Below are 17,378 nucleotides of genomic sequence, written 5' to 3'. Positions count from 1 at the left end.
GACACCTCCACTCAGAACTTGTAACCGCGATGCAGCGCGACGACACCCGCCGTCAGGTTGAAATATTCAACGTTCTCGAATTCAGCATCCTGCATCATGGCTTTTAAGGTGTCTTGGTCCGGGTGCATACGGATAGATTCTGCCAGATAGCGATAGCTTTCCGCATCGTTGGCCACCAGCTCACCGATGCGCGGCAGCACGTGGAAGGAATAGGCGTCGTAAGCTTTGCTCAGCGGCTCAATAATCGGTTTGGAGAATTCGAGCACCAGCAGGCGTCCACCCGGCTTCAGCACGCGATACATGGAGCGCAGCGCTTTTTCTTTATCGGTCACGTTACGCAGACCGAAGGAGATCGTGATGCAGTCAAAGGTATTATCCGGGAACGGCAGCGCTTCAGCGTTGGCCTGCACATATTCCACGTTCCTCACCACGCCGATGTTACGCAGCTTTTCGCGGCCCATTTTGAGCATGGAGTCATTAATATCGGCGAGGACAACGCGCCCGGTTTCGCCCACCAGACGAGAGAATTTCGCGGTTAAATCGCCCGTACCACCGGCTAAATCCAGCACCGTTTGTCCACGACGCACGCCGCTACAGTCGATAGTGAAGCGCTTCCACAAGCGATGAATGCCGAACGACATCAGGTCATTCATCACATCGTACTTCGCCGCCACGGAATGAAATACGTGGGCCACCATGTCAGCTTTCTGCGCTTTGGCGACAGTCTGAAAGCCAAAGTGCGTTGTGTCTTGTGAATCGTCAACCATCTCAGAGCCTGCTTATCAGTAAAATGTTCGTGAAGTGTAACAGATTGGGCGCAATTGCCCTACGTTTCAACCACCGCGAAAGAAACGCGCCGGAGTCTCGTCTGGTGATAAATCCACCGCTAACGTGTTGTCTTCACTGTTTGTCTTTTGTTCGTCCGCCCCTTCACGCAGGCGAAACTCGTCGTCCTGGGCGGTAGCCTGTTCAACCAATTCCGGATTAATCTCGCGTTTCACCTCAACCCCCAGGCTGCGGAATGATTCGGCCTGCGCCAGAAGATTGCCACGTCCTGAGGCGAGTTTTTTCATCGCCTGACGGTAGTTATCCTGCGCGCGGTCCAGGCTCTGCCCGACTGAGGACATGTCGTCCACGAAGAGGCGCATTTTGTCGTACAGCTTGCTGGCGCGGTCGGCAATCTGCTGCGCGTTGCGGCTCTGGTGCTCGTAGCGCCACAGGTTCGCAATCGTGCGTAAGGCCACCAGCAGCGTGGTGGGGCTGACCAGCATAATATTATTTTTGAGCGCTTCGGTGATGAGTTCAGGCTGCCTGTCGAGTGCCAGCAGAAACGCGGGTTCGACCGGAATAAACATCAGGACATAGTCCAGCGAGCGCAGCCCCGGTAGCTGCTGATAGTCTTTCCTTCCGAGCAGGCGAATATGATTGCGTACGGAGGCAATGTGCTCCTGCAGCGCCGATTCTCGGGTGTAGTCATCCTCCGCATTGAAGTAACGCTCATACGCCACCAGCGTCATTTTGGCGTCAATCACCACATCTTTGCCCTGCGGCAGCCGCACAATCACATCCGGCTGCATTCGCGAGCGGGCATCGTTTTCGATACTCACCTGCGTTTCGTATTCATACCCTTCCCGCAGGCCAGAGGCTTCCAGGACGCGGGTCAGCACCACTTCTCCCCAGTTGCCCTGGGTTTTGTTATCCCCTTTAAGCGCGCGGGTGAGGTTGACCGCCTCCTGCGCCATCTGGGCATTCAGCTGCTGGAGATTGCGGATTTCATGCGCCAGGGTGTGCCGCTCTCGGGCTTCCTGACCAAAGCTGTCCTGTACCTGGCGGCGGAAGCCGTCCAGCTGTTCACGCAGGGGCGTCAGCAGGCTGTTCAGGCTCTGGCGGTTCTGCTCGTCAACGCGGCGGTTGCTGTGCTCAAAAATACGGTTCGCGAGGTTTTCAAACTGTTCGCTGAGGCGCTGCTCGCTGTTGATCATCTGGCGGATTTTATCTTCCGCATGCAGCTGGGTGGACTCCAGACGGGTGGTCACTTCGCGGAGATCGGCCTCCAGTGAGGTGTTGATATCTCTCAGGTTGCGCAGCTCGTTGTTGAGTAACTCGCACTCCTCTCGCCAGTGATCACTCAGCGCAAGCTGCTGCTTTGCCGCGCTTAATTCTGCGACGATCTCTTCGCGTTCAGCCAGCTGATCGGCCTTCTGCTGTGCATGCTGATAGCTGGAAATGAGCCAGCCTATCGCCACGCCCGCCAGCGCAATCACCGCATAAATCAGGACTGAGATATCCACAATGCCCCCTGCATCAACGTATTACCCGCACAAAATAAGATTGTGCTGTATAAACGTCCAGTTTGAAAGGGTTTTCCTGCGAGGCGCTACGCAAAAAATAAAGGCCGAACGTGTCGGCCTTTGATTTCGAAAGGAGAGGATTAGATCAGGCGACGCGCGGCTTCAACCACGATTTTCACCGCATGACTTTCGGTCTGCTTCATGGTTTCAGCGTTCGGGATCTCCTGCTGAGTACGGTTGACGATAACGCCCGCCACCATACCGGCACGCAGGCCCTGGCTTGCGCACATGGTCAGCAGCGTGGCGGATTCCATTTCGTAGTTCATCACGCCCATGGACTGCCACTCTTCCATAGAGCCTTTGAAGCGGCTTACCACGCGGCCAGAGAAGGTGTCGTAACGCTCCTGACCTGGATAGAAGGTATCGGACGAAGCGGTTACGCCCACGTGAGTGGTCGCGCCAACGGATTTCGCGGCTTCAACCAGCGCGGTGGTACATTCAAAGTCTGCTACTGCCGGGAATTCCATCGGCGCAAAGTGCAGGCTTGCGCCATCCAGACGCACGGACGCGGTCGTGACCAGCACGTCGCCCACGTTGATGTGCGGCTGAATAGCGCCGGTCGTACCGATACGCAGGAAAGTACGAATGCCCAGCTGTGCCAGCTCTTCAACAGCAATAGACGTAGACGGGCCACCGATACCGGTAGAACACACGATCACGGCTTTACCATCCAGCTCTGCGCGCCAGGTGGTGAATTCTCGATGGGCTGCCAGCTTAACCGGCTTATCCATCAGCGCGGCGATCTTTTCCACACGCTCCGGATCGCCAGGGACGATAGCGAGCGTAGCCCCTTGTAAATCGTTTTTAGTGAGGCCGAGATGAAAAACATCAGACTTAGACATAGGTGACTCCTCTGTGGGTCGGTTAGTCAGAAGAAGTAAAACGGTACTTTACAGAAGCGGAAAGCATAATTTCGTGACACATCTCACCATGAATGAAAATGATTGCATTGAATTTCCATAAAAAGGTGATTTACATCACATTAACAAGTTATATCGTCAGGTGCTGCACAAAAGATAGACCGTTTAAGGCACTGTGAGTTGTTAACCTGGTGACTATATTTACCTTTGCGCTAACTCATTGGTACGGAGAATGCCATGACTGAAAAAACCGGTTTTGCACCTGCTGCGGCCCCGCATGCCTCAACCATCGTCTCAACGTCTGAAGAGGCCATCACGGCGGGTGAGACCTCTATTCCCTCGCAGGGAGAGAATATGCCTGCTTACCACGCCCGACCAAAATCGGCAGACGGTCCGCTGCCCATCGTGATCGTGGTTCAGGAAATTTTCGGCGTTCACGAACACATTCGCGACCTCTGCCGCCGGCTGGCGCTGGAAGGCTATCTGGCCGTTGCGCCAGAGCTCTACTTTCGCCAGGGCGATCCGAACGATTACAGCGATATTCCCACCTTGCTCAGCAACCTGGTCAGCAAAGTCCCGGACGCGCAGGTGATGGCCGATCTCGACCACGTCGCCAGCTGGGCGGCGCGCAACGGGGGCGATCCCCATCGTCTGCTGGTCACCGGTTTCTGCTGGGGCGGACGCATCAGTTGGCTGTATGCCGCGCATAACCCGCAGCTTAAAGCCGCTGTGGCCTGGTACGGTAAACTGGTAGGTGAAAAAACGCTCAATTCACCGAAACATCCCGTGGATATCGCCACGGAGCTGAATGCCCCCGTATTAGGGCTGTATGGCGGGCAGGACACCGGTATTTCGCTGGATTCGGTAGAGACCATGCGCCATGCGCTCCGTGCGGCCAATGCGAAGGCGGAGATCGTGGTGTATCCGGATGCCGGGCACGCGTTTAACGCGGATTATCGTCCGAGCTATCACGCGGAATCAGCCAAAGACGGCTGGCAGAGAATGCTGGCGTGGTTCAGCCAGTACGGCGGTAAAAAAGCGTAAAAAAAAGCCCGGTGGCGTCTACGCCTTACCGGGCCTACGCATCATCAAGCCTGACGCAAGTTTTGCGCCGCCTTCACCATGTTCGCCAGCGCGGCACGCGTCTCCGGCCAGCCGCGAGTTTTCAGGCCGCAGTCCGGGTTCACCCACAGACGCTCTGCCGGAATGCGCTGGGCCGCTTTTTTCAGCAGCGACTCAATCCACTCCACGCTCGGCACGTTCGGAGAGTGGATGTCGTACACCCCCGGACCGATTTCGTTCGGGTAGTCGAATTCTTCAAACGACTCCAGCAGCTCCATGTCTGAACGCGAGGTCTCGATGGTGATCACGTCAGCGTCCAGCGCGGCTATCGAATCCATGATGTCGTTGAATTCGCAGTAACACATGTGGGTGTGGATCTGCGTGTCGTCCTTCGCCACCGCGGCGTTGATGCGGAATGCCTCCACGCCCCACTGCAGGTAGGCATCCCAGTCGCTGCGGCGCAGCGGCAGACCTTCGCGCAGGGCCGGTTCGTCAATCTGGATGATGCCTATGCCTGCAGCTTCCAGATCCGCCACTTCATCACGCAGCGCCAGCGCGATTTGCTTCGCGATGGTTTCACGGGTTACGTCTTCACGCGGGAAGGACCAGCAAAGGATGGTCACCGGACCGGTGAGCATGCCTTTTACCGGCTTGTCGGTCAGGGACTGGGCGTACTTCGCCCACTCAACCGTGATCGGCTCCGGGCGGCTGACGTCACCGATGACCACCGGCGGCTTGACGCAGCGGGAGCCATAGCTTTGCACCCAGCCGTTCTGGGTAAAGACGAACCCGTCCAGGTGTTCACCGAAGTATTCCACCATGTCGTTACGCTCGGCCTCGCCGTGCACCAGCACGTCCAGCCCCAGCCGCTCCTGCTCGATAATCGCCTGCTTGATGTGTTCGGCAATCCCGGTGCGGTAGTGATTCGCATCCAGATTCCCCTTTTTGAAGTCCAGACGCAGGCCGCGGATTTCGGTGGTCTGCGGGAAGGAACCGATGGTGGTGGTCGGCCACGCAGGCAGGTTGAAGCGGGCACGCTGCGCTTCGGCGCGCACCTCATATGGGCTCTGACGCTGGCTGTCCTGGGCGGTGATGGCCGCCAGACGTTTTTCCACCGCCGGGTTATGCACGCGCGCCGAGTGACGACGTGCCTGGATCGGCGCGCTCCATGCGCTGATCGCCGCCGTGTCGCCGCTGTTCAGCGCATCGCGCAGCAGCGCCAGTTCTTCACATTTTTGCAGGGCGAAGGCAAACCAGCTTTTTACTTCAGGGTCGAGACGGGTTTCCACGCTGAGATCGATTGGGCTGTGCAGCAGCGAGCAAGAGGATGCCACCCACAGTTCACGTTTACCGACGATGTCCTTGATCTGCGCGTATTTCTCGGTCAGATCGGCACGCCAGACGTTGCGACCGTTAACCAGCCCGGCAGAAAGCAGCCAGTCAGCTGGCAGGCGCTTGTGCAGTTCTGCGACGTCATCTTTGCCGTGCACCAGGTCAACGTGCAGACCCTGCACCGGCAATCTGGTGATGGTGCTGAGGTTCGGCGTCACACCTTCAAAGTAGGTGGTAAGCAACAGCTTCACCTGCCCGTTGAGTGCATCGTAAGCCGGTTTGAAAGCATCAAGCCAAACCTGCGGCAGCTCAAGCACCAGCGCGGGCTCGTCGATTTGCACCCACTGAATGCCGCGTTTGCCCAGTTCAATCAGCACCTGTTTGTAGACCGGCAGAATGTCCTTCAGCAGGCTCAGACGATCGAACTGCTCGCCTTTGACTTTCCCCAACCACAGATAGGTCACTGGCCCCAACAGTACGGGTTTCACCTGGTGGCCCAGCGCCAGCGCTTCGTCCACTTCATCCAGAAGCTGCGTCCAGGTCAGCCTGAACTGCTGCCCTTTTACGAACTCCGGCACCATATAGTGATAGTTAGTGTTAAACCATTTGGTCATTTCCGCCGCTGCCGCTGGCTCACCCGTTGGCGCACGACCACGGCCGATGCGGAACAGGGTATCGATATCTACCGATCCATCGTTGTTCTGATGACGAGCCGGCACGTTGCCAAGCAGCAGGCTGGTCGTCAGAACATGGTCGTACCAGGCGAAATCGCCCACCGGCAGCAGGTCAATCCCCGCCTGCTTCTGCTGCGCCCAGTGCCGGGCGCGCAGCTCGCGCCCCACCGCCAGCAGTTCTTCACGGGTGGCGTTCCCCGCCCAGTAGCTTTCTTGCGCTTTTTTCAGCTCGCGACGCAGGCCAACGCGAGGGAAACCGAGAGTGTGATTGCGGATTGTCATGGTATGCCCCTTGTGAAATTCGTTATTTAGACGTCCAGATGTTTACACTTCTATAATTGGCAGGTACTGTATATTCCTCAAGCGCAAAATGTTCATGGCGAAGTGAAGGACTTTCATGATCGAGATAAAACACCTGAAAACGCTGCAAGCGTTGCGGAACTGCGGATCGCTCGCGGCAGCGGCGGCCACGCTGCACCAGACTCAGTCCGCCCTTTCTCACCAGTTCAGCGATCTGGAACAACGCCTCGGCTTCCGTCTTTTTGTGCGTAAGAGCCAGCCGCTGCGCTTTACGCCGCAGGGCGAAATTTTGCTTCAGCTGGCGAATCAGGTTCTGCCGCAAATCGCCAGCGCGCTGCAGGCGTGTAACGAACCGCAGCAGACCACGCTGCGTATCGCCATTGAGTGCCACAGCTGTATTCAGTGGCTGACCCCCGCGCTTGAGAACTTCCGCCAGAAGTGGCCGCAGGTGGAGATGGACTTTAAATCCGGCGTGACGTTCGACCCGCAGCCCTCGCTGCAGCAGGGCGAGCTGGATCTGGTGATGACGTCCGATATTCTGCCGCGCAGCGGCCTGCACTATTCGCCGATGTTTGATTATGAGGTGCGCCTGGTGCTGGCACCGGACCATCCGCTGGCGACCAAAACGCGCATCACGCCGGAAGACCTGGCAACGGAAACGCTGCTGATTTACCCGGTGCAGCGCAGTCGTCTGGATATCTGGCGTCACTTCCTGCAGCCCGCTGGCATTAGCCCGCAGCTGAAAAGCGTGGATAACACCTTGCTGTTGATTCAGATGGTGGCGGCCAGCATGGGTATCGCGGCGCTGCCGCACTGGGTGGTGGAGAGTTTTGAACGCCAGGGCCTGGTGGTCACCAAAACCCTGGGTGAAGGACTGTGGAGCCGGCTGTACGCCGCCGTGCGCGATGGCGAGCAGCGTCAGCCGATTACGGAGGCGTTTATTCGCTCAGCGCGGAACCACGCGTGCGACCATCTTCCGTTTGTGCGGAGCGCGGAGCGATCCAGCGTCGATGGACCCACAGCGAAGCCAGGATCACCGCTCCCCCAATAAGGAAGCTCGGCCAGTGCGGCTGTTGCTGCCAGATGGCAAGGTTGACCAGCAGCCCTGCAGGAACATGTACGTTGTTCATGATCCCGAGCGTACCGGCGTCGACCTGCGTCGCGCCGTAGTTCCACATGAAGTACCCCAACCCGGAAGCCACGACGCCCAGCCAGACCAGAACACCCCACTGTACGGTGGTGGTAGGCAGCTTTTGCGGGTTACCCAGCATAAACCACGCCGCCACCGCGACGATCGCGGCCCCCATGTAGAACCACGCAAACGCGTTATGCTGCGGCATCGGACGGGTTTCCATCAGGCGTTTGTAGCCCACCATGCCGATGGCGAAGCTGATGTTGGCGAGCTGGACGAACATCAGCCCGGTCCAGAAGTGATCGCTCACTTTGTCGTAGCGAATAATTGCCGCGCCAATCACCGCCAGCGCCGCACTCAGCAGATATCCCCAACGCAGGCGGCGCTTGCTAAGCAAATCGTAGATCAGCGTGATATAGAGCGGCGTTAGCACGGTGAACAGCAGGAATTCCGAGACGGACAGGTAGACGTAAGCCCGGAAGCTGAACAGGTACATGATGCCGAGCTGCATCGCCCCCACCAGCATATACAGCACAATCGTTTTCAGCGACTGCCCGCGCGTGCGCAGAAACGGCAGGAACACCAGCGCCGCCAGCCCCACGCGCATCAGCACCGAGAAGTAGCTATCGACCGAACCGGCAAGGTATTCGCCAATCAGGCTAAAGGAGAAGGCCCACAGGATAGTGGTGATAATGAGTAGCGCCACAATGCTTGTCTCTCAGAAAGAAGGACAGGCATTGTAGCGAACTCTTTAGTTGACAACTGAGCAATAAACAACCAAATGAAGATTATTCAAGGAACAGCTTGCGCAGGTATTTCGGTACCGCGTTGTCAGCGTTAGAACCAATCACCTCCAGCTCCGGGTGCAGATCTTTCAGACGCTGATGCGCGTTCTGCATGATACAGCCCTTACCCGCCATCGACAGCATTTCAGCATCGTTCATGCCGTCACCAAAGGCGATACAGTCTTTCAGCTCGAAGCCCAGACGTTTCGCGACCGCTTCCAGCGCGTGCCCTTTGGAGACGCCTCCCGCCATCACTTCCAGACAGGTCAGGGTTGAGAAGCTGACGTTGACGCGATCGCCCCAGCGGGCGTTGATCGCCTGTTCCAGCGGCAGCAGCTCTTCGTGGCTGTCGCAGGTGAAGAACACCTTGCTGATCCCTTCCGGCTCCAGCAGGCCTGGCTCGTACAGGGAGTAGTTGAATACGGCTTCCTTGAAGAAACGCATCTCATCCGGGCGGTGGCGGTTCATGAACCAGTCGTCGTCGCGGTAAACGTTCGTAACGATAGCCGGGTTGTTGTGCACCACGCCGAACAGATCGGCGGCAATATCGCGATCCAGGTTGTGGGTAAAGATCAGGTTGCCGTCGGTATCGTGCACACGCGCACCGTTGGAGGTGATCATGTACGATTTGATCTCAAGATTATCGCGGATCTGCCCCACGTCGACGTGGTGGCGGCCGGTGGCAAATACGAAGTTCACGCCACGGGCGGTCAGAAGCTTCAGGGTCTCTTTCGCGTAAGGCGACAGGGTGTGGTCAGGGGAAAGCAGCGTGCCATCTAAATCAGATGCAACAACCTGGTACATAGGGATTTCAACCTCTGGTGGAAAACAAAAATCAATTATGCCTGTTGAAAAATTCAACAATGGCGTTGAGCGCGACTGAGCGCATAGCGTCCTTTTCAAAAAGGATCTCATGGTACGCGCCGTTAATGACCAGCGGTTTTCCCCCTTCACAAGGGTGACCGGCGGCAGCGCGCAGTTCACAATAGCGGTCATGCATGCGGTTATCCACCACACGCTCTTCTTCCGCCTGAATCAGGAGTGTTGGCGTGTCGTCGTTGTCGACACCAGCCAGCACCTGCTCACCGGCAAGGATACCTTCCCGTACCCAGTGATATGTCGGGCCACCCACGCGCAGGCGGGGCTCATCGGCATAAAAACGCAGGTTACGACGATAGCGCTGGCGACTGTGCGTCAGCACGTTCATCGCAAACGGCAGCGCCCGCCAGCGTCCCGTCCCGATGGCATAGCCTTCCCGAATGCGCTGATGGCCCTCAGCCCAGTCGAGAATATGGCGTACCATCCAGTCAGGAAAGCGCATGACGATGCCATACATCGGCGCGGTGAGCGCAATGGCGTCGCACTGGTGAGCGTGGCGCTGTAAAAACAGCGTTGAAATCGCACCGCCCATTGAGTGCGCCAGAATATAGCGCTTCCGCCAGGGGCCTGGCTCGACCTCCTGCTGCCAGAACGCGGCGAGATCGTCGACGTAATCGCTGAAGTTATCCACGTGGCCGCGATGGGTATCCGATAACAGGCGCCCTGACAGCCCCTGCCCGCGATGATCGATAATCAGCACATCGAAGCCCAGATGGAACAGGTCATAGGCCAGTTCGGCGTATTTGATGTAGCTCTCAATACGTCCGGGGCAGACCACAATGACCCGGTCATTTTTCTTGTCGTGAAAACGCACAAAGCGTACTGGAATATCGCCGACGCCCGTAAACTCATCTTCCTCACGCTGGCGCCAGAAATCGGTCAGCGGCCCCATGGAGAAAGCAGCAAATGCGTTTTCTCGTGTTTCCCAGTCCTTTTTCTGCTGAAACATTGGGTTTCTACTCACCTAAGCCAAGGAATATCGTTTTTTCGTAACCGGTCACAAAATGACTCAACAATAGCGTATTGTGGCATAAAAACAGACAATTCGGGAGTTTCAAATGACCTTCGAGTGGTGGTTCGCTTACCTGCTGACATCCATCATCCTTAGCCTTTCACCGGGCTCGGGCGCCATTAACACCATGCCCACCTCCATCAACCACGGCTATCGCGGCGCGGCGGCGTCCATTGCCGGTTTGCAGACCGGGCTGGGCATTCATATCGTGCTGGTCGGGATTGGTCTGGGCACCCTGTTCTCCCGCTCCGTACTGGCCTTTGAAGTGCTGAAATGGGCCGGGGCGGCCTATCTGATTTGGCTCGGCATCCAGCAGTGGCGCGCGGCAGGCTCCATTAACCTGAATACGCTCGCTCAGACGCAAAACCGCGGTCATCTGTTTAAGCGTGCGGTTTTCGTCAACCTGACCAACCCGAAGAGCATCGTTTTCCTCGCCGCGCTGTTCCCGCAGTTTATCGTGCCGCATCAGCCGCAGGTGATGCAGTACGTAGTGCTGGGCGCGACCACCATTATCGTCGATATTATCGTCATGATTGGTTACGCGACGCTGGCGCAGCGGATTGCGGCGTGGATTAAAGGGCCTAAGCAGATGAAGGCCCTGAATAAAGTCTTTGGTTCGCTGTTTATGCTGGTTGGCGCGCTGCTTGCGTCAGCGCGTCATGCTTAGCGAGAAATGATGAGATGAATGCCGAAGCCGGCGAACAGCGCGCCGGCGAAGCCGTCGATCCACTTCGCAATACGCTGGTAGCCGCGGCGCATCGCCGGTAAGGCGAACAGACTGGCCACGATGGTAAACCAGGCAAAGGTTTCAACGACGATCAGCAGGAAGATGCCCCAGCGTGCGCCCGCACCGACGCTATCACCCACAAACAGCGAGAACACGGAGCCGAAATAGATAATCGCTTTCGGGTTCGCCAGGTTGGTCAGCAGCCCTTTTACAAAGCTGCGGCCGCCCGTTGCCAGCTCGACCTTTGGCTCTTCCGGTTTTTTCTCTTCTTTTTTCAGCGCCCCGCGCAGCATCTGGTAACCCATCCAGCACAGGTACAGCCCGCCGCCGACCATAATGATGTTATGCAGCCAGGCCATCTTCGCCAGGATCAGGTTCAGACCGAGCAGCGCAACCGCCGCCCAGACCATAACGCCCATGGTGATACCGAGCACACCCATCATCGCCTCCTTGCGGGAGCGGCTGACGGCCGTTTGCGACACGAAGAAAAAGTCAGGTCCCGGGCTCATCAGCGCAACGATGTGCACTAACGCCACGGTGAGAAATAGCATTAACATAATTAGCTCGCGGGGAAATAATTCAGTGAGTCATCATCCTGGCACCTTTTCGCCCGGCTGACTACTCCTCATCATCACCATCAACGTGGGAACGGATGAGTGCCATAAACTCTTTACCGAAGCGCTCCAGCTTGCGCGTACCGACGCCGTTGACGCTGAGCATTTCGCTGGCGCTGAGCGGCATCTGCTCGGCCATCTCAATGAGCGTCGCGTCGTTGAACACCACGTATGGCGGGATGTTCTCTTCATCAGCGATGGCCTTACGCAGCTTGCGCAGTTTGGCGAACAGCTTGCGGTCGTAGTTGCCGCCGTAGGATTTCTGCATCACGCGCGGCTTGAGGGCGACCACGCGCGGCACGGCGAGCTTCAGTTCAACGTCACCGCGCAGCACCGGACGCGCCGCTTCGGTCAGCTGTAGCGCGGAGTGCTGAGCAATGTTCTGCGTAGCAAAGCCGAGGTGAATCAGCTGGCGAATGATGCTGACCCAGTGCTCGTGGCTCTGGTCCTTGCCAATACCGTAGACAGGCAGCTTGTCGTGGCCCATATCGCGAATACGCTGGTTGTTGGCACCGCGCAGCACTTCCACCACGTAGCCCATTCCGAAGCGCTGGTTCACGCGGTAAATGGTCGAGAGCGCCTTACGCGCGTCCATCAGGCCATCGTACTGTTTCGGGGGATCCAGGCAAATATCGCAGTTACCGCACGGCTCCTGCCGCCCTTCACCAAAGTAGTTGAGCAGCACCAGACGACGGCAGGTTTGCGCTTCGGCAAACGCGCCCATCGCGTTGAGCTTGTGGCGCTCGATATCCTGCAGCTGCCCCTGCGGCTTCTCTTCCAGACAGCGGCGCAGCCACGCCATATCGGCCGGATCGTAAAACAGCATCGCTTCCGCAGGCAGGCCGTCACGCCCGGCGCGACCGGTTTCCTGATAGTAGGATTCAATATTGCGCGGAATGTCGAAATGCACCACAAAGCGCACGTTGGGCTTGTTGATCCCCATCCCGAACGCCACCGTCGCGACGACGATTTGCAGGTCGTCGCGCTGGAATTTTTCCTGCACGTCGGCACGGATGTGGTTCTCTAACCCGGCATGGTATGCCGCCGCGCTAAAGCCACGATTTTGCAGACGCGCAGCGGTGTCTTCCACCTTTGCGCGGCTGTTGCAGTAGATGATGCCGGACTTGCCGCGCTGCTCCTGGACGTAGCGCAGGAGCTGATCCAGCGGCTTGAATTTTTCCATCAGCATGTAGCGGATGTTCGGGCGGTCGAAGCTGCTGACCTGAATATACGGGTCGTTCAACCCCAGCAGGCGAACGATATCCAGGCGCGTGGTGTCATCCGCCGTGGCGGTAAGCGCCATAAACGGCAGCTCGGGGAAGCGCTGACGCAGCTGGCCGAGGGCGGCGTATTCCGGGCGGAAATCGTGTCCCCACTGGGAGATACAGTGCGCTTCATCCACCGCCAGCAGAACCGGATTCCAGTGCGCGAGATGGTCGAGGAAGTTATCCAGCATCAGGCGTTCCGGCGCGATATACAGCAGGCGGATCTGCCCGGTGCGGCACCCGGCCATCACCTCTTGCTGCTGCTCCCGGGTTTGCGTCGAGTTCAGACAGGCCGCCGCGACGCCGTTGGCGAGCAGCTGGTCAACCTGGTCTTTCATTAGCGAAATGAGCGGGGATACCACGACCGTCAGGCCGTTCAGCACCAGCGCGGGCACCTGATAACAGAGGGACTTACCGCCGCCGGTCGGCATCACCACCAGGCAGTCACGGCCTTGCAGCACCGTTTCAATGATGGTTTCCTGGCCAGGGCGGAACTGCTGGTAGCCAAAGGTTTCATGCAAAACCTGTTTAGCCAGCGACTCCTGATTCAATACTTCCGCCTGCGCCACATTAACCCCATATGCGAAAAATAAAACAGGCGCTATTTTCAGCGCCTGAGAGAGAAACTTCAACGTTTAACGCAAAAACATTCGAGCAACCTAGAGAATATCGTTCAGCATCACACCCACGCCGACGCGGGTCTGGTTGAAGTTGTAATCGATAAGCGACTCGCCGTAACCGCTGTAGACCTGCGTATAGATGCGAACGTGCTTCGTCATAGGATAGCTTAAGCCCACTTCCGCGCCGCCGTAACCGGTGTTCCAGTTATACTGCCCCTTCGCGCTCAGTACGGCATCGCCCAGCTGATAGCCGACTTTGAGCTGGTAGTAGCCCATGTATTTGGTGATGTCCGGGTTGTCATCAGTGCTTCCGACTACATACCACGGCTTCACTTCCACCATCCAGTTACCGTTCTGCGCCATCAGGCGCGTATAGGCGCGGTTCCAGCTACGGGAAGTCGGATCGGAACGGCCGTTAGAATCATGGTTAAAGCCCACTTCGACGTCACGCAGCGTCCAGCCGGCGAATTCATAATCCGTTGCGAAGCCGAGGAACAGCTGCGGCTCGTAGTTGGTTTCGCGGAACGGCGAGGATTCCCCGCTGTTAGAGAGCTGCCACCAGGACTTCTGCGTGTAAGACGCACCAAGCACTGAGTTCGGCCCCAGAATGCCGCGCCAGAACGGGAACGCGAGGCTGAGCTGAAACTTCACCTCATCTTTACGCGCATTATCAGACCAGTTATAGGAGCTTATCGCCTCTTTGTTGAGGTCGCTGGTCTGGGTGTAAATCACGTAGTTGGTGTCGTACGGATAGAGCGTGAACGGATTGTCATGCTCCTGAAGAAGGTTCGCGATAATGCTACCGTGCACGGCAGGCTTATCATGCACCTCTTTAATTGTCGCTTCCTGCGCATAGGCTGTGAGGGGCAGCGAAATCGCCGCCAGTAACCAGGCCAGATACGTCCGCATCGGTGGTGTTCTCCTGCAAAAGAGTAAAATTACCTGAATAGTTATGTGGTGAACATTCTACAGACTTCTGCGACAACTGCTGCATCCTCGTTTCTGAAAGTAGCATTCCTTGTTGCTGAGGCATAAAATCAACATTTCGTTAACAATAAGGATGTGATGCCTCATGTCAGCCATGCTTACCGCCGAAGAAGTGTTAAAACTCGTGGGCGAGATATTTGTTTACCATATGCCGTTTAACCGTGCGCTGGGACTGGAGCTGGAGCGTTACGAGAAAGACTTTGCCCAGCTGAGTTTCAATAACCAGCCGATGATGGTCGGGAACTGGGCGCAAAGTATTTTACACGGCGGCGTGATTGCCTCCGCGCTGGACGTGGCGGCAGGACTGGTTTGCGTGGGCAGTACGCTGACGCGCCATGACACCATCAACGAAGACGAACTTCGCCAGCGTCTGGCGCGCATGGGCACCATTGATTTGCGCGTCGACTATCTTCGCCCGGGGCGCGGAAACCGCTTCACCTGTACCAGCAGCCTGCTGCGCGCCGGGAATAAAGTTGCCGTGGCGCGCGTGGAATTACACAACGAAGAACAGGTTTATATCGCCAGCGCAACCGCCACTTATATGGTGGGTTGAGGCGGCAAAATCGGGTAAAATTGATTCACTTTTTTGTAACGGATTTTCCCGATGGATGCTAAACAGACGCGGCAGGGCGTTTTACTCGCCCTTGCCGCTTATTTTATTTGGGGTATCGCCCCGGCGTACTTCAAGCTAATCGCCTACGTTCCGGCTGATGAGATCCTCACTCACCGCGTCATCTGGTCGTTTTTCTTTATGATTGCGCTGATGAGCCTCAGCCGTCAGTGGTCGGGCGTCAAAACGCTGCTGCAGACCCCGAAGAAGATCTTCCTGCTGGCGCTCTCTGCCGTGCTGATTGGCGGTAACTGGCTGCTGTTTATCTGGGCAGTGAATAACCATCACATGCTCGAAGCGAGCCTGGGGTACTTCATTAACCCGCTGGTGAACATCGTGCTGGGGATGATTTTCCTCGGTGAGCGCTTCCGCCGGATGCAGTGGGTGGCGGTGATTCTGGCCTTCTGCGGCGTGCTGGTGCAGCTGTGGACGTTCGGCTCGCTGCCAATTATCGCCCTTGGTCTGGCGTTCAGCTTTGCCTTCTACGGCCTGGTGCGTAAGAAGATTGCGGTGGAAGCGCAGACGGGGATGCTGTTTGAAACCCTGTGGCTGCTGCCGGTGGCGGCGATTTATCTCTTCGGCATCGCCGACAGCCCAACCAGCCACATGGGCAGCAATCCGTGGTCGCTGAACCTGATGCTGATGGCGGCGGGCGTGGTAACTACCATTCCACTGCTGTGCTTCACCGGTGCAGCGACGCGCCTGCGTCTCTCCACGCTGGGCTTCTTCCAGTACATTGGCCCGACGCTGATGTTCCTGCTGGCAGTGGTGTTTTACGGCGAAGTGCCGGGTGCGGATAAGATGGTGACGTTCGCCTTTATCTGGGTGGCATTGGCGATCTTTGTTGCGGATGCGATTTATACCCAGCGCAGGGGGCGCAAAGGGCTGTAGGCCTTTTTGCCGGATGGCGGCTGCGCCTTATCCGGCCTACAAGATCTGTAGGCCCGGTAAGCGTAGCGCCACCGGGCGGATTCTCAAAGCCAGTTACGACGCTTAAAGTACAGATACGGTGCCAGCCCGGCGAGGATCATGAAGATAATCGCCCCCGGGTAACCAAAGCTCCACTTCAGCTCCGGCATAAACTCGAAGTTCATCCCGTAGCTGGACGCCACCAGCGTCGGCGGCAGGAACACCACGGACACCACCGAGAAGATCTTGATGATGCGGTTCTGCTCGATGTTGATAAAGCCCATCGCCGCCTGCATCAGGAAGTTGACCTTCTGGAACAGGGATTCGTTGTGCGGCAGCAGGGATTCGATATCGCGCAGGATCTCACGCGCCTGCTCCAGCTGACCGCCCGGCAGACGCGCCTTGCGCACCAGGAAGTTCAGCGCGCGCTGGGTATCCATCAGACACAAGCGCACCTTCCAGCCGATATCTTCCAGCTCCGCCAGCGTTGAGAGCGCTTCGTCGTACTCATCGCCCTGATGGCCTTCCATGATCACGCGGCTCAGCTTTTCCAGATCGCTGTAGATGTTTTCAATTTCATCCGCCAGCTGTTCAATTTTGGTCTCGAACAGATCGAGCAGCAGCTCATAGGCGTTGCCGTCCACCATCGCCTGGCTGCGGGCGCGCATGCGGTAAAGGCGGAATGCCGGTAGCTCACGCTCGCGCAGGGTAAACAGACGACCGTCGCGAATGGTAAACGCCACGGTGGAGTTGCCCGCGTGGTCTTCGGCATCTTCGAAGAAGAAGAAGGAGTGAATGTGCAGGCCGTCTTCGTCTTCAAAAAAACGGGCGGATGCTTCGATGTCTTCCAGTTCCGGGCGCGTTGCCAGGCTTTGCCCCAGCTCAGATTGTACGCGAAGGCGCTCATCGTCGTCCGGCTCGACCAGATCCACCCATACGGCATCAATGAGGGGCTGTGACTCTTCGGCTTCAAGCCGAGTCAGTCGGTTATTTTCGAGTTGAAATGCGCTCAACATGACCGGGACTCCCAATGCAAAAAATATCGGACAGTTCGGTGGGCACACAGAAACAAATTGGGTTTCAGACCATTAAACAGCCTGACTCAGCGCGACGGGAATAATGCAGTCGCTGACAACCACTAAGGCCATCAGCAAGAGGAGATAGCCTTAGGAGTTGTTCCTGGATGACAGGGAATTGAGCCAGTATCTACTGGGTGTGTCCAAGGCGAATGTCCTCTTAGCGTAATCGTGCGCGCATGT

At 57.2% G+C, this 17,378-nt stretch carries 17 protein-coding genes; 5 read left to right on the top strand and 12 right to left on the bottom strand.

What is annotated here, in order from left to right:
- Positions 1-11: 11 nt before the first annotated feature.
- From ubiE to udp, 3 genes are all read right to left on the bottom strand, one after another.
- The gene (ubiE, locus tag HMPREF3143_RS13325) at positions 12-767 is read right to left on the bottom strand and encodes a bifunctional demethylmenaquinone methyltransferase/2-methoxy-6-polyprenyl-1,4-benzoquinol methylase UbiE (protein ID WP_070533352.1); all 756 of its coding nucleotides are present in this window, start codon (positions 765-767) and stop codon (positions 12-14) included.
- A gap of 66 nt (positions 768-833) precedes the next feature.
- On the bottom strand, positions 834-2,291 hold the full coding sequence (gene rmuC, locus HMPREF3143_RS13320) for a DNA recombination protein RmuC (protein WP_021242858.1): 1,458 nt from the start codon (positions 2,289-2,291) through the stop codon (positions 834-836).
- A 140-nt stretch (positions 2,292-2,431) separates the two neighbouring features.
- On the bottom strand, positions 2,432-3,193 hold the full coding sequence (gene udp / locus HMPREF3143_RS13315) for a uridine phosphorylase (protein ID WP_003860792.1): 762 nt from the start codon (positions 3,191-3,193) through the stop codon (positions 2,432-2,434).
- A 255-nt stretch (positions 3,194-3,448) separates the two neighbouring features.
- On the opposite strand from udp, the gene HMPREF3143_RS13310 reads away from it, so the two are divergent.
- Positions 3,449-4,255, top strand: a complete 807-nt coding sequence (locus HMPREF3143_RS13310) for a dienelactone hydrolase family protein (RefSeq protein WP_070533350.1) — start codon at positions 3,449-3,451, stop codon at positions 4,253-4,255.
- A gap of 44 nt (positions 4,256-4,299) precedes the next feature.
- Here the strand turns inward: HMPREF3143_RS13310 and metE are convergent, their stop codons facing one another.
- Positions 4,300-6,561 carry a 5-methyltetrahydropteroyltriglutamate--homocysteine S-methyltransferase gene (gene metE / locus HMPREF3143_RS13305; RefSeq protein ID WP_070533348.1) on the bottom strand — a complete coding sequence of 754 codons (2,262 nt, stop codon included), beginning with the start codon at positions 6,559-6,561 and terminating at the stop codon, positions 4,300-4,302.
- 115 nt (positions 6,562-6,676) lie between these two features.
- On the opposite strand from metE, the gene metR reads away from it, so the two are divergent.
- Complete coding sequence (gene metR / locus HMPREF3143_RS13300) at positions 6,677-7,630, top strand: HTH-type transcriptional regulator MetR (RefSeq protein WP_070533346.1); 954 nt, start codon at positions 6,677-6,679, stop codon at positions 7,628-7,630.
- On the opposite strand, the gene HMPREF3143_RS13295 is transcribed toward metR, so the two are convergent.
- From HMPREF3143_RS13295 to pldB, 3 genes are all read right to left on the bottom strand, one after another.
- Complete coding sequence (locus HMPREF3143_RS13295; RefSeq protein ID WP_070533344.1) at positions 7,518-8,417, bottom strand: carboxylate/amino acid/amine transporter; 900 nt, start codon at positions 8,415-8,417, stop codon at positions 7,518-7,520. The two genes, metR and HMPREF3143_RS13295, sit on opposite strands and share 113 nt — an antisense overlap.
- Before the next feature lie 82 nt (positions 8,418-8,499).
- The gene (gene yigL, locus HMPREF3143_RS13290) at positions 8,500-9,300 is read right to left on the bottom strand and encodes a sugar/pyridoxal phosphate phosphatase YigL (RefSeq protein WP_021242854.1); all 801 of its coding nucleotides are present in this window, start codon (positions 9,298-9,300) and stop codon (positions 8,500-8,502) included.
- 31 nt (positions 9,301-9,331) lie between these two features.
- A complete protein-coding gene (gene pldB, locus HMPREF3143_RS13285; protein ID WP_008501532.1) occupies positions 9,332-10,324 on the bottom strand; it encodes a lysophospholipase L2 in 993 nt (330 codons plus the stop codon).
- Positions 10,325-10,433: 109 nt separating this feature from the next.
- Here pldB and rhtB point away from each other — a divergent pair, with 109 nt between their 5' ends.
- The gene (rhtB, locus tag HMPREF3143_RS13280) at positions 10,434-11,054 is read left to right on the top strand and encodes a homoserine/homoserine lactone efflux protein (RefSeq protein WP_070533342.1); all 621 of its coding nucleotides are present in this window, start codon (positions 10,434-10,436) and stop codon (positions 11,052-11,054) included.
- Here rhtB and rhtC read toward each other — a convergent pair.
- The 3 genes from rhtC to pldA form a co-directional block, all read right to left on the bottom strand.
- Positions 11,051-11,671 carry a threonine export protein RhtC gene (gene rhtC, locus HMPREF3143_RS13275; RefSeq protein WP_010426287.1) on the bottom strand — a complete coding sequence of 207 codons (621 nt, stop codon included), beginning with the start codon at positions 11,669-11,671 and terminating at the stop codon, positions 11,051-11,053. The genes rhtB and rhtC overlap by 4 nt on opposite strands.
- A 61-nt stretch (positions 11,672-11,732) precedes the next feature.
- On the bottom strand, positions 11,733-13,562 hold the full coding sequence (gene recQ / locus HMPREF3143_RS13270) for an ATP-dependent DNA helicase RecQ (protein ID WP_021242852.1): 1,830 nt from the start codon (positions 13,560-13,562) through the stop codon (positions 11,733-11,735).
- 90 nt (positions 13,563-13,652) lie between these two features.
- Positions 13,653-14,522 (bottom strand): phospholipase A, encoded by an 870-nt coding sequence (pldA, locus tag HMPREF3143_RS13265; RefSeq protein ID WP_008501537.1) that lies wholly within the window; start codon positions 14,520-14,522, stop codon positions 13,653-13,655.
- Between the two features lie 163 nt (positions 14,523-14,685).
- Here pldA and yigI point away from each other — a divergent pair, with 163 nt between their 5' ends.
- A complete protein-coding gene (gene yigI / locus HMPREF3143_RS13260; RefSeq protein ID WP_008501538.1) occupies positions 14,686-15,153 on the top strand; it encodes an acyl-CoA thioesterase YigI in 468 nt (155 codons plus the stop codon).
- A gap of 51 nt (positions 15,154-15,204) precedes the next feature.
- Positions 15,205-16,101 (top strand): EamA family transporter RarD, encoded by an 897-nt coding sequence (gene rarD, locus HMPREF3143_RS13255; RefSeq protein WP_008501539.1) that lies wholly within the window; start codon positions 15,205-15,207, stop codon positions 16,099-16,101.
- A gap of 83 nt (positions 16,102-16,184) precedes the next feature.
- On the opposite strand, the gene corA is transcribed toward rarD, so the two are convergent.
- On the bottom strand, positions 16,185-17,135 hold the full coding sequence (gene corA, locus HMPREF3143_RS13250; RefSeq protein WP_008501540.1) for a magnesium/cobalt transporter CorA: 951 nt from the start codon (positions 17,133-17,135) through the stop codon (positions 16,185-16,187).
- Between the two features lie 150 nt (positions 17,136-17,285).
- The gene (ysgD, locus tag HMPREF3143_RS26095; RefSeq protein ID WP_212743980.1) at positions 17,286-17,342 is read right to left on the bottom strand and encodes a YsgD/CorL family protein; all 57 of its coding nucleotides are present in this window, start codon (positions 17,340-17,342) and stop codon (positions 17,286-17,288) included.
- Positions 17,343-17,378 lie beyond the last annotated feature (36 nt).

It is taken from the genome of Enterobacter sp. HMSC16D10, assembly GCF_001807145.1.
Taxonomy (GTDB): domain Bacteria; phylum Pseudomonadota; class Gammaproteobacteria; order Enterobacterales; family Enterobacteriaceae; genus Enterobacter; species Enterobacter roggenkampii.
The sequence above is the reverse complement of the archived record's forward strand: the minus strand, read 5'-3'. Positions and strand labels throughout refer to the sequence as shown.

What these genes read in the sequence shown, in the direction of transcription:
- corA (WP_008501540.1), bottom strand. Translation starts at nt 17,135, where the DNA reads ATGTTGAGCGCATTTCAACTCGAAAATAACCGACTGACTCGGCTTGAA.
- rarD (WP_008501539.1), top strand. Translation starts at nt 15,205, where the DNA reads ATGGATGCTAAACAGACGCGGCAGGGCGTTTTACTCGCCCTTGCCGCT.
- metR (WP_070533346.1), top strand. Translation starts at nt 6,677, where the DNA reads ATGATCGAGATAAAACACCTGAAAACGCTGCAAGCGTTGCGGAACTGC.
- yigI (WP_008501538.1), top strand. Translation starts at nt 14,686, where the DNA reads ATGTCAGCCATGCTTACCGCCGAAGAAGTGTTAAAACTCGTGGGCGAG.
- rhtB (WP_070533342.1), top strand. Translation starts at nt 10,434, where the DNA reads ATGACCTTCGAGTGGTGGTTCGCTTACCTGCTGACATCCATCATCCTT.
- rhtC (WP_010426287.1), bottom strand. Translation starts at nt 11,671, where the DNA reads ATGTTAATGCTATTTCTCACCGTGGCGTTAGTGCACATCGTTGCGCTG.
- yigL (WP_021242854.1), bottom strand. Translation starts at nt 9,300, where the DNA reads ATGTACCAGGTTGTTGCATCTGATTTAGATGGCACGCTGCTTTCCCCT.
- udp (WP_003860792.1), bottom strand. Translation starts at nt 3,193, where the DNA reads ATGTCTAAGTCTGATGTTTTTCATCTCGGCCTCACTAAAAACGATTTA.
- pldB (WP_008501532.1), bottom strand. Translation starts at nt 10,324, where the DNA reads ATGTTTCAGCAGAAAAAGGACTGGGAAACACGAGAAAACGCATTTGCT.
- ubiE (WP_070533352.1), bottom strand. Translation starts at nt 767, where the DNA reads ATGGTTGACGATTCACAAGACACAACGCACTTTGGCTTTCAGACTGTC.
- metE (WP_070533348.1), bottom strand. Translation starts at nt 6,561, where the DNA reads ATGACAATCCGCAATCACACTCTCGGTTTCCCTCGCGTTGGCCTGCGT.
- pldA (WP_008501537.1), bottom strand. Translation starts at nt 14,522, where the DNA reads ATGCGGACGTATCTGGCCTGGTTACTGGCGGCGATTTCGCTGCCCCTC.
- HMPREF3143_RS13310 (WP_070533350.1), top strand. Translation starts at nt 3,449, where the DNA reads ATGACTGAAAAAACCGGTTTTGCACCTGCTGCGGCCCCGCATGCCTCA.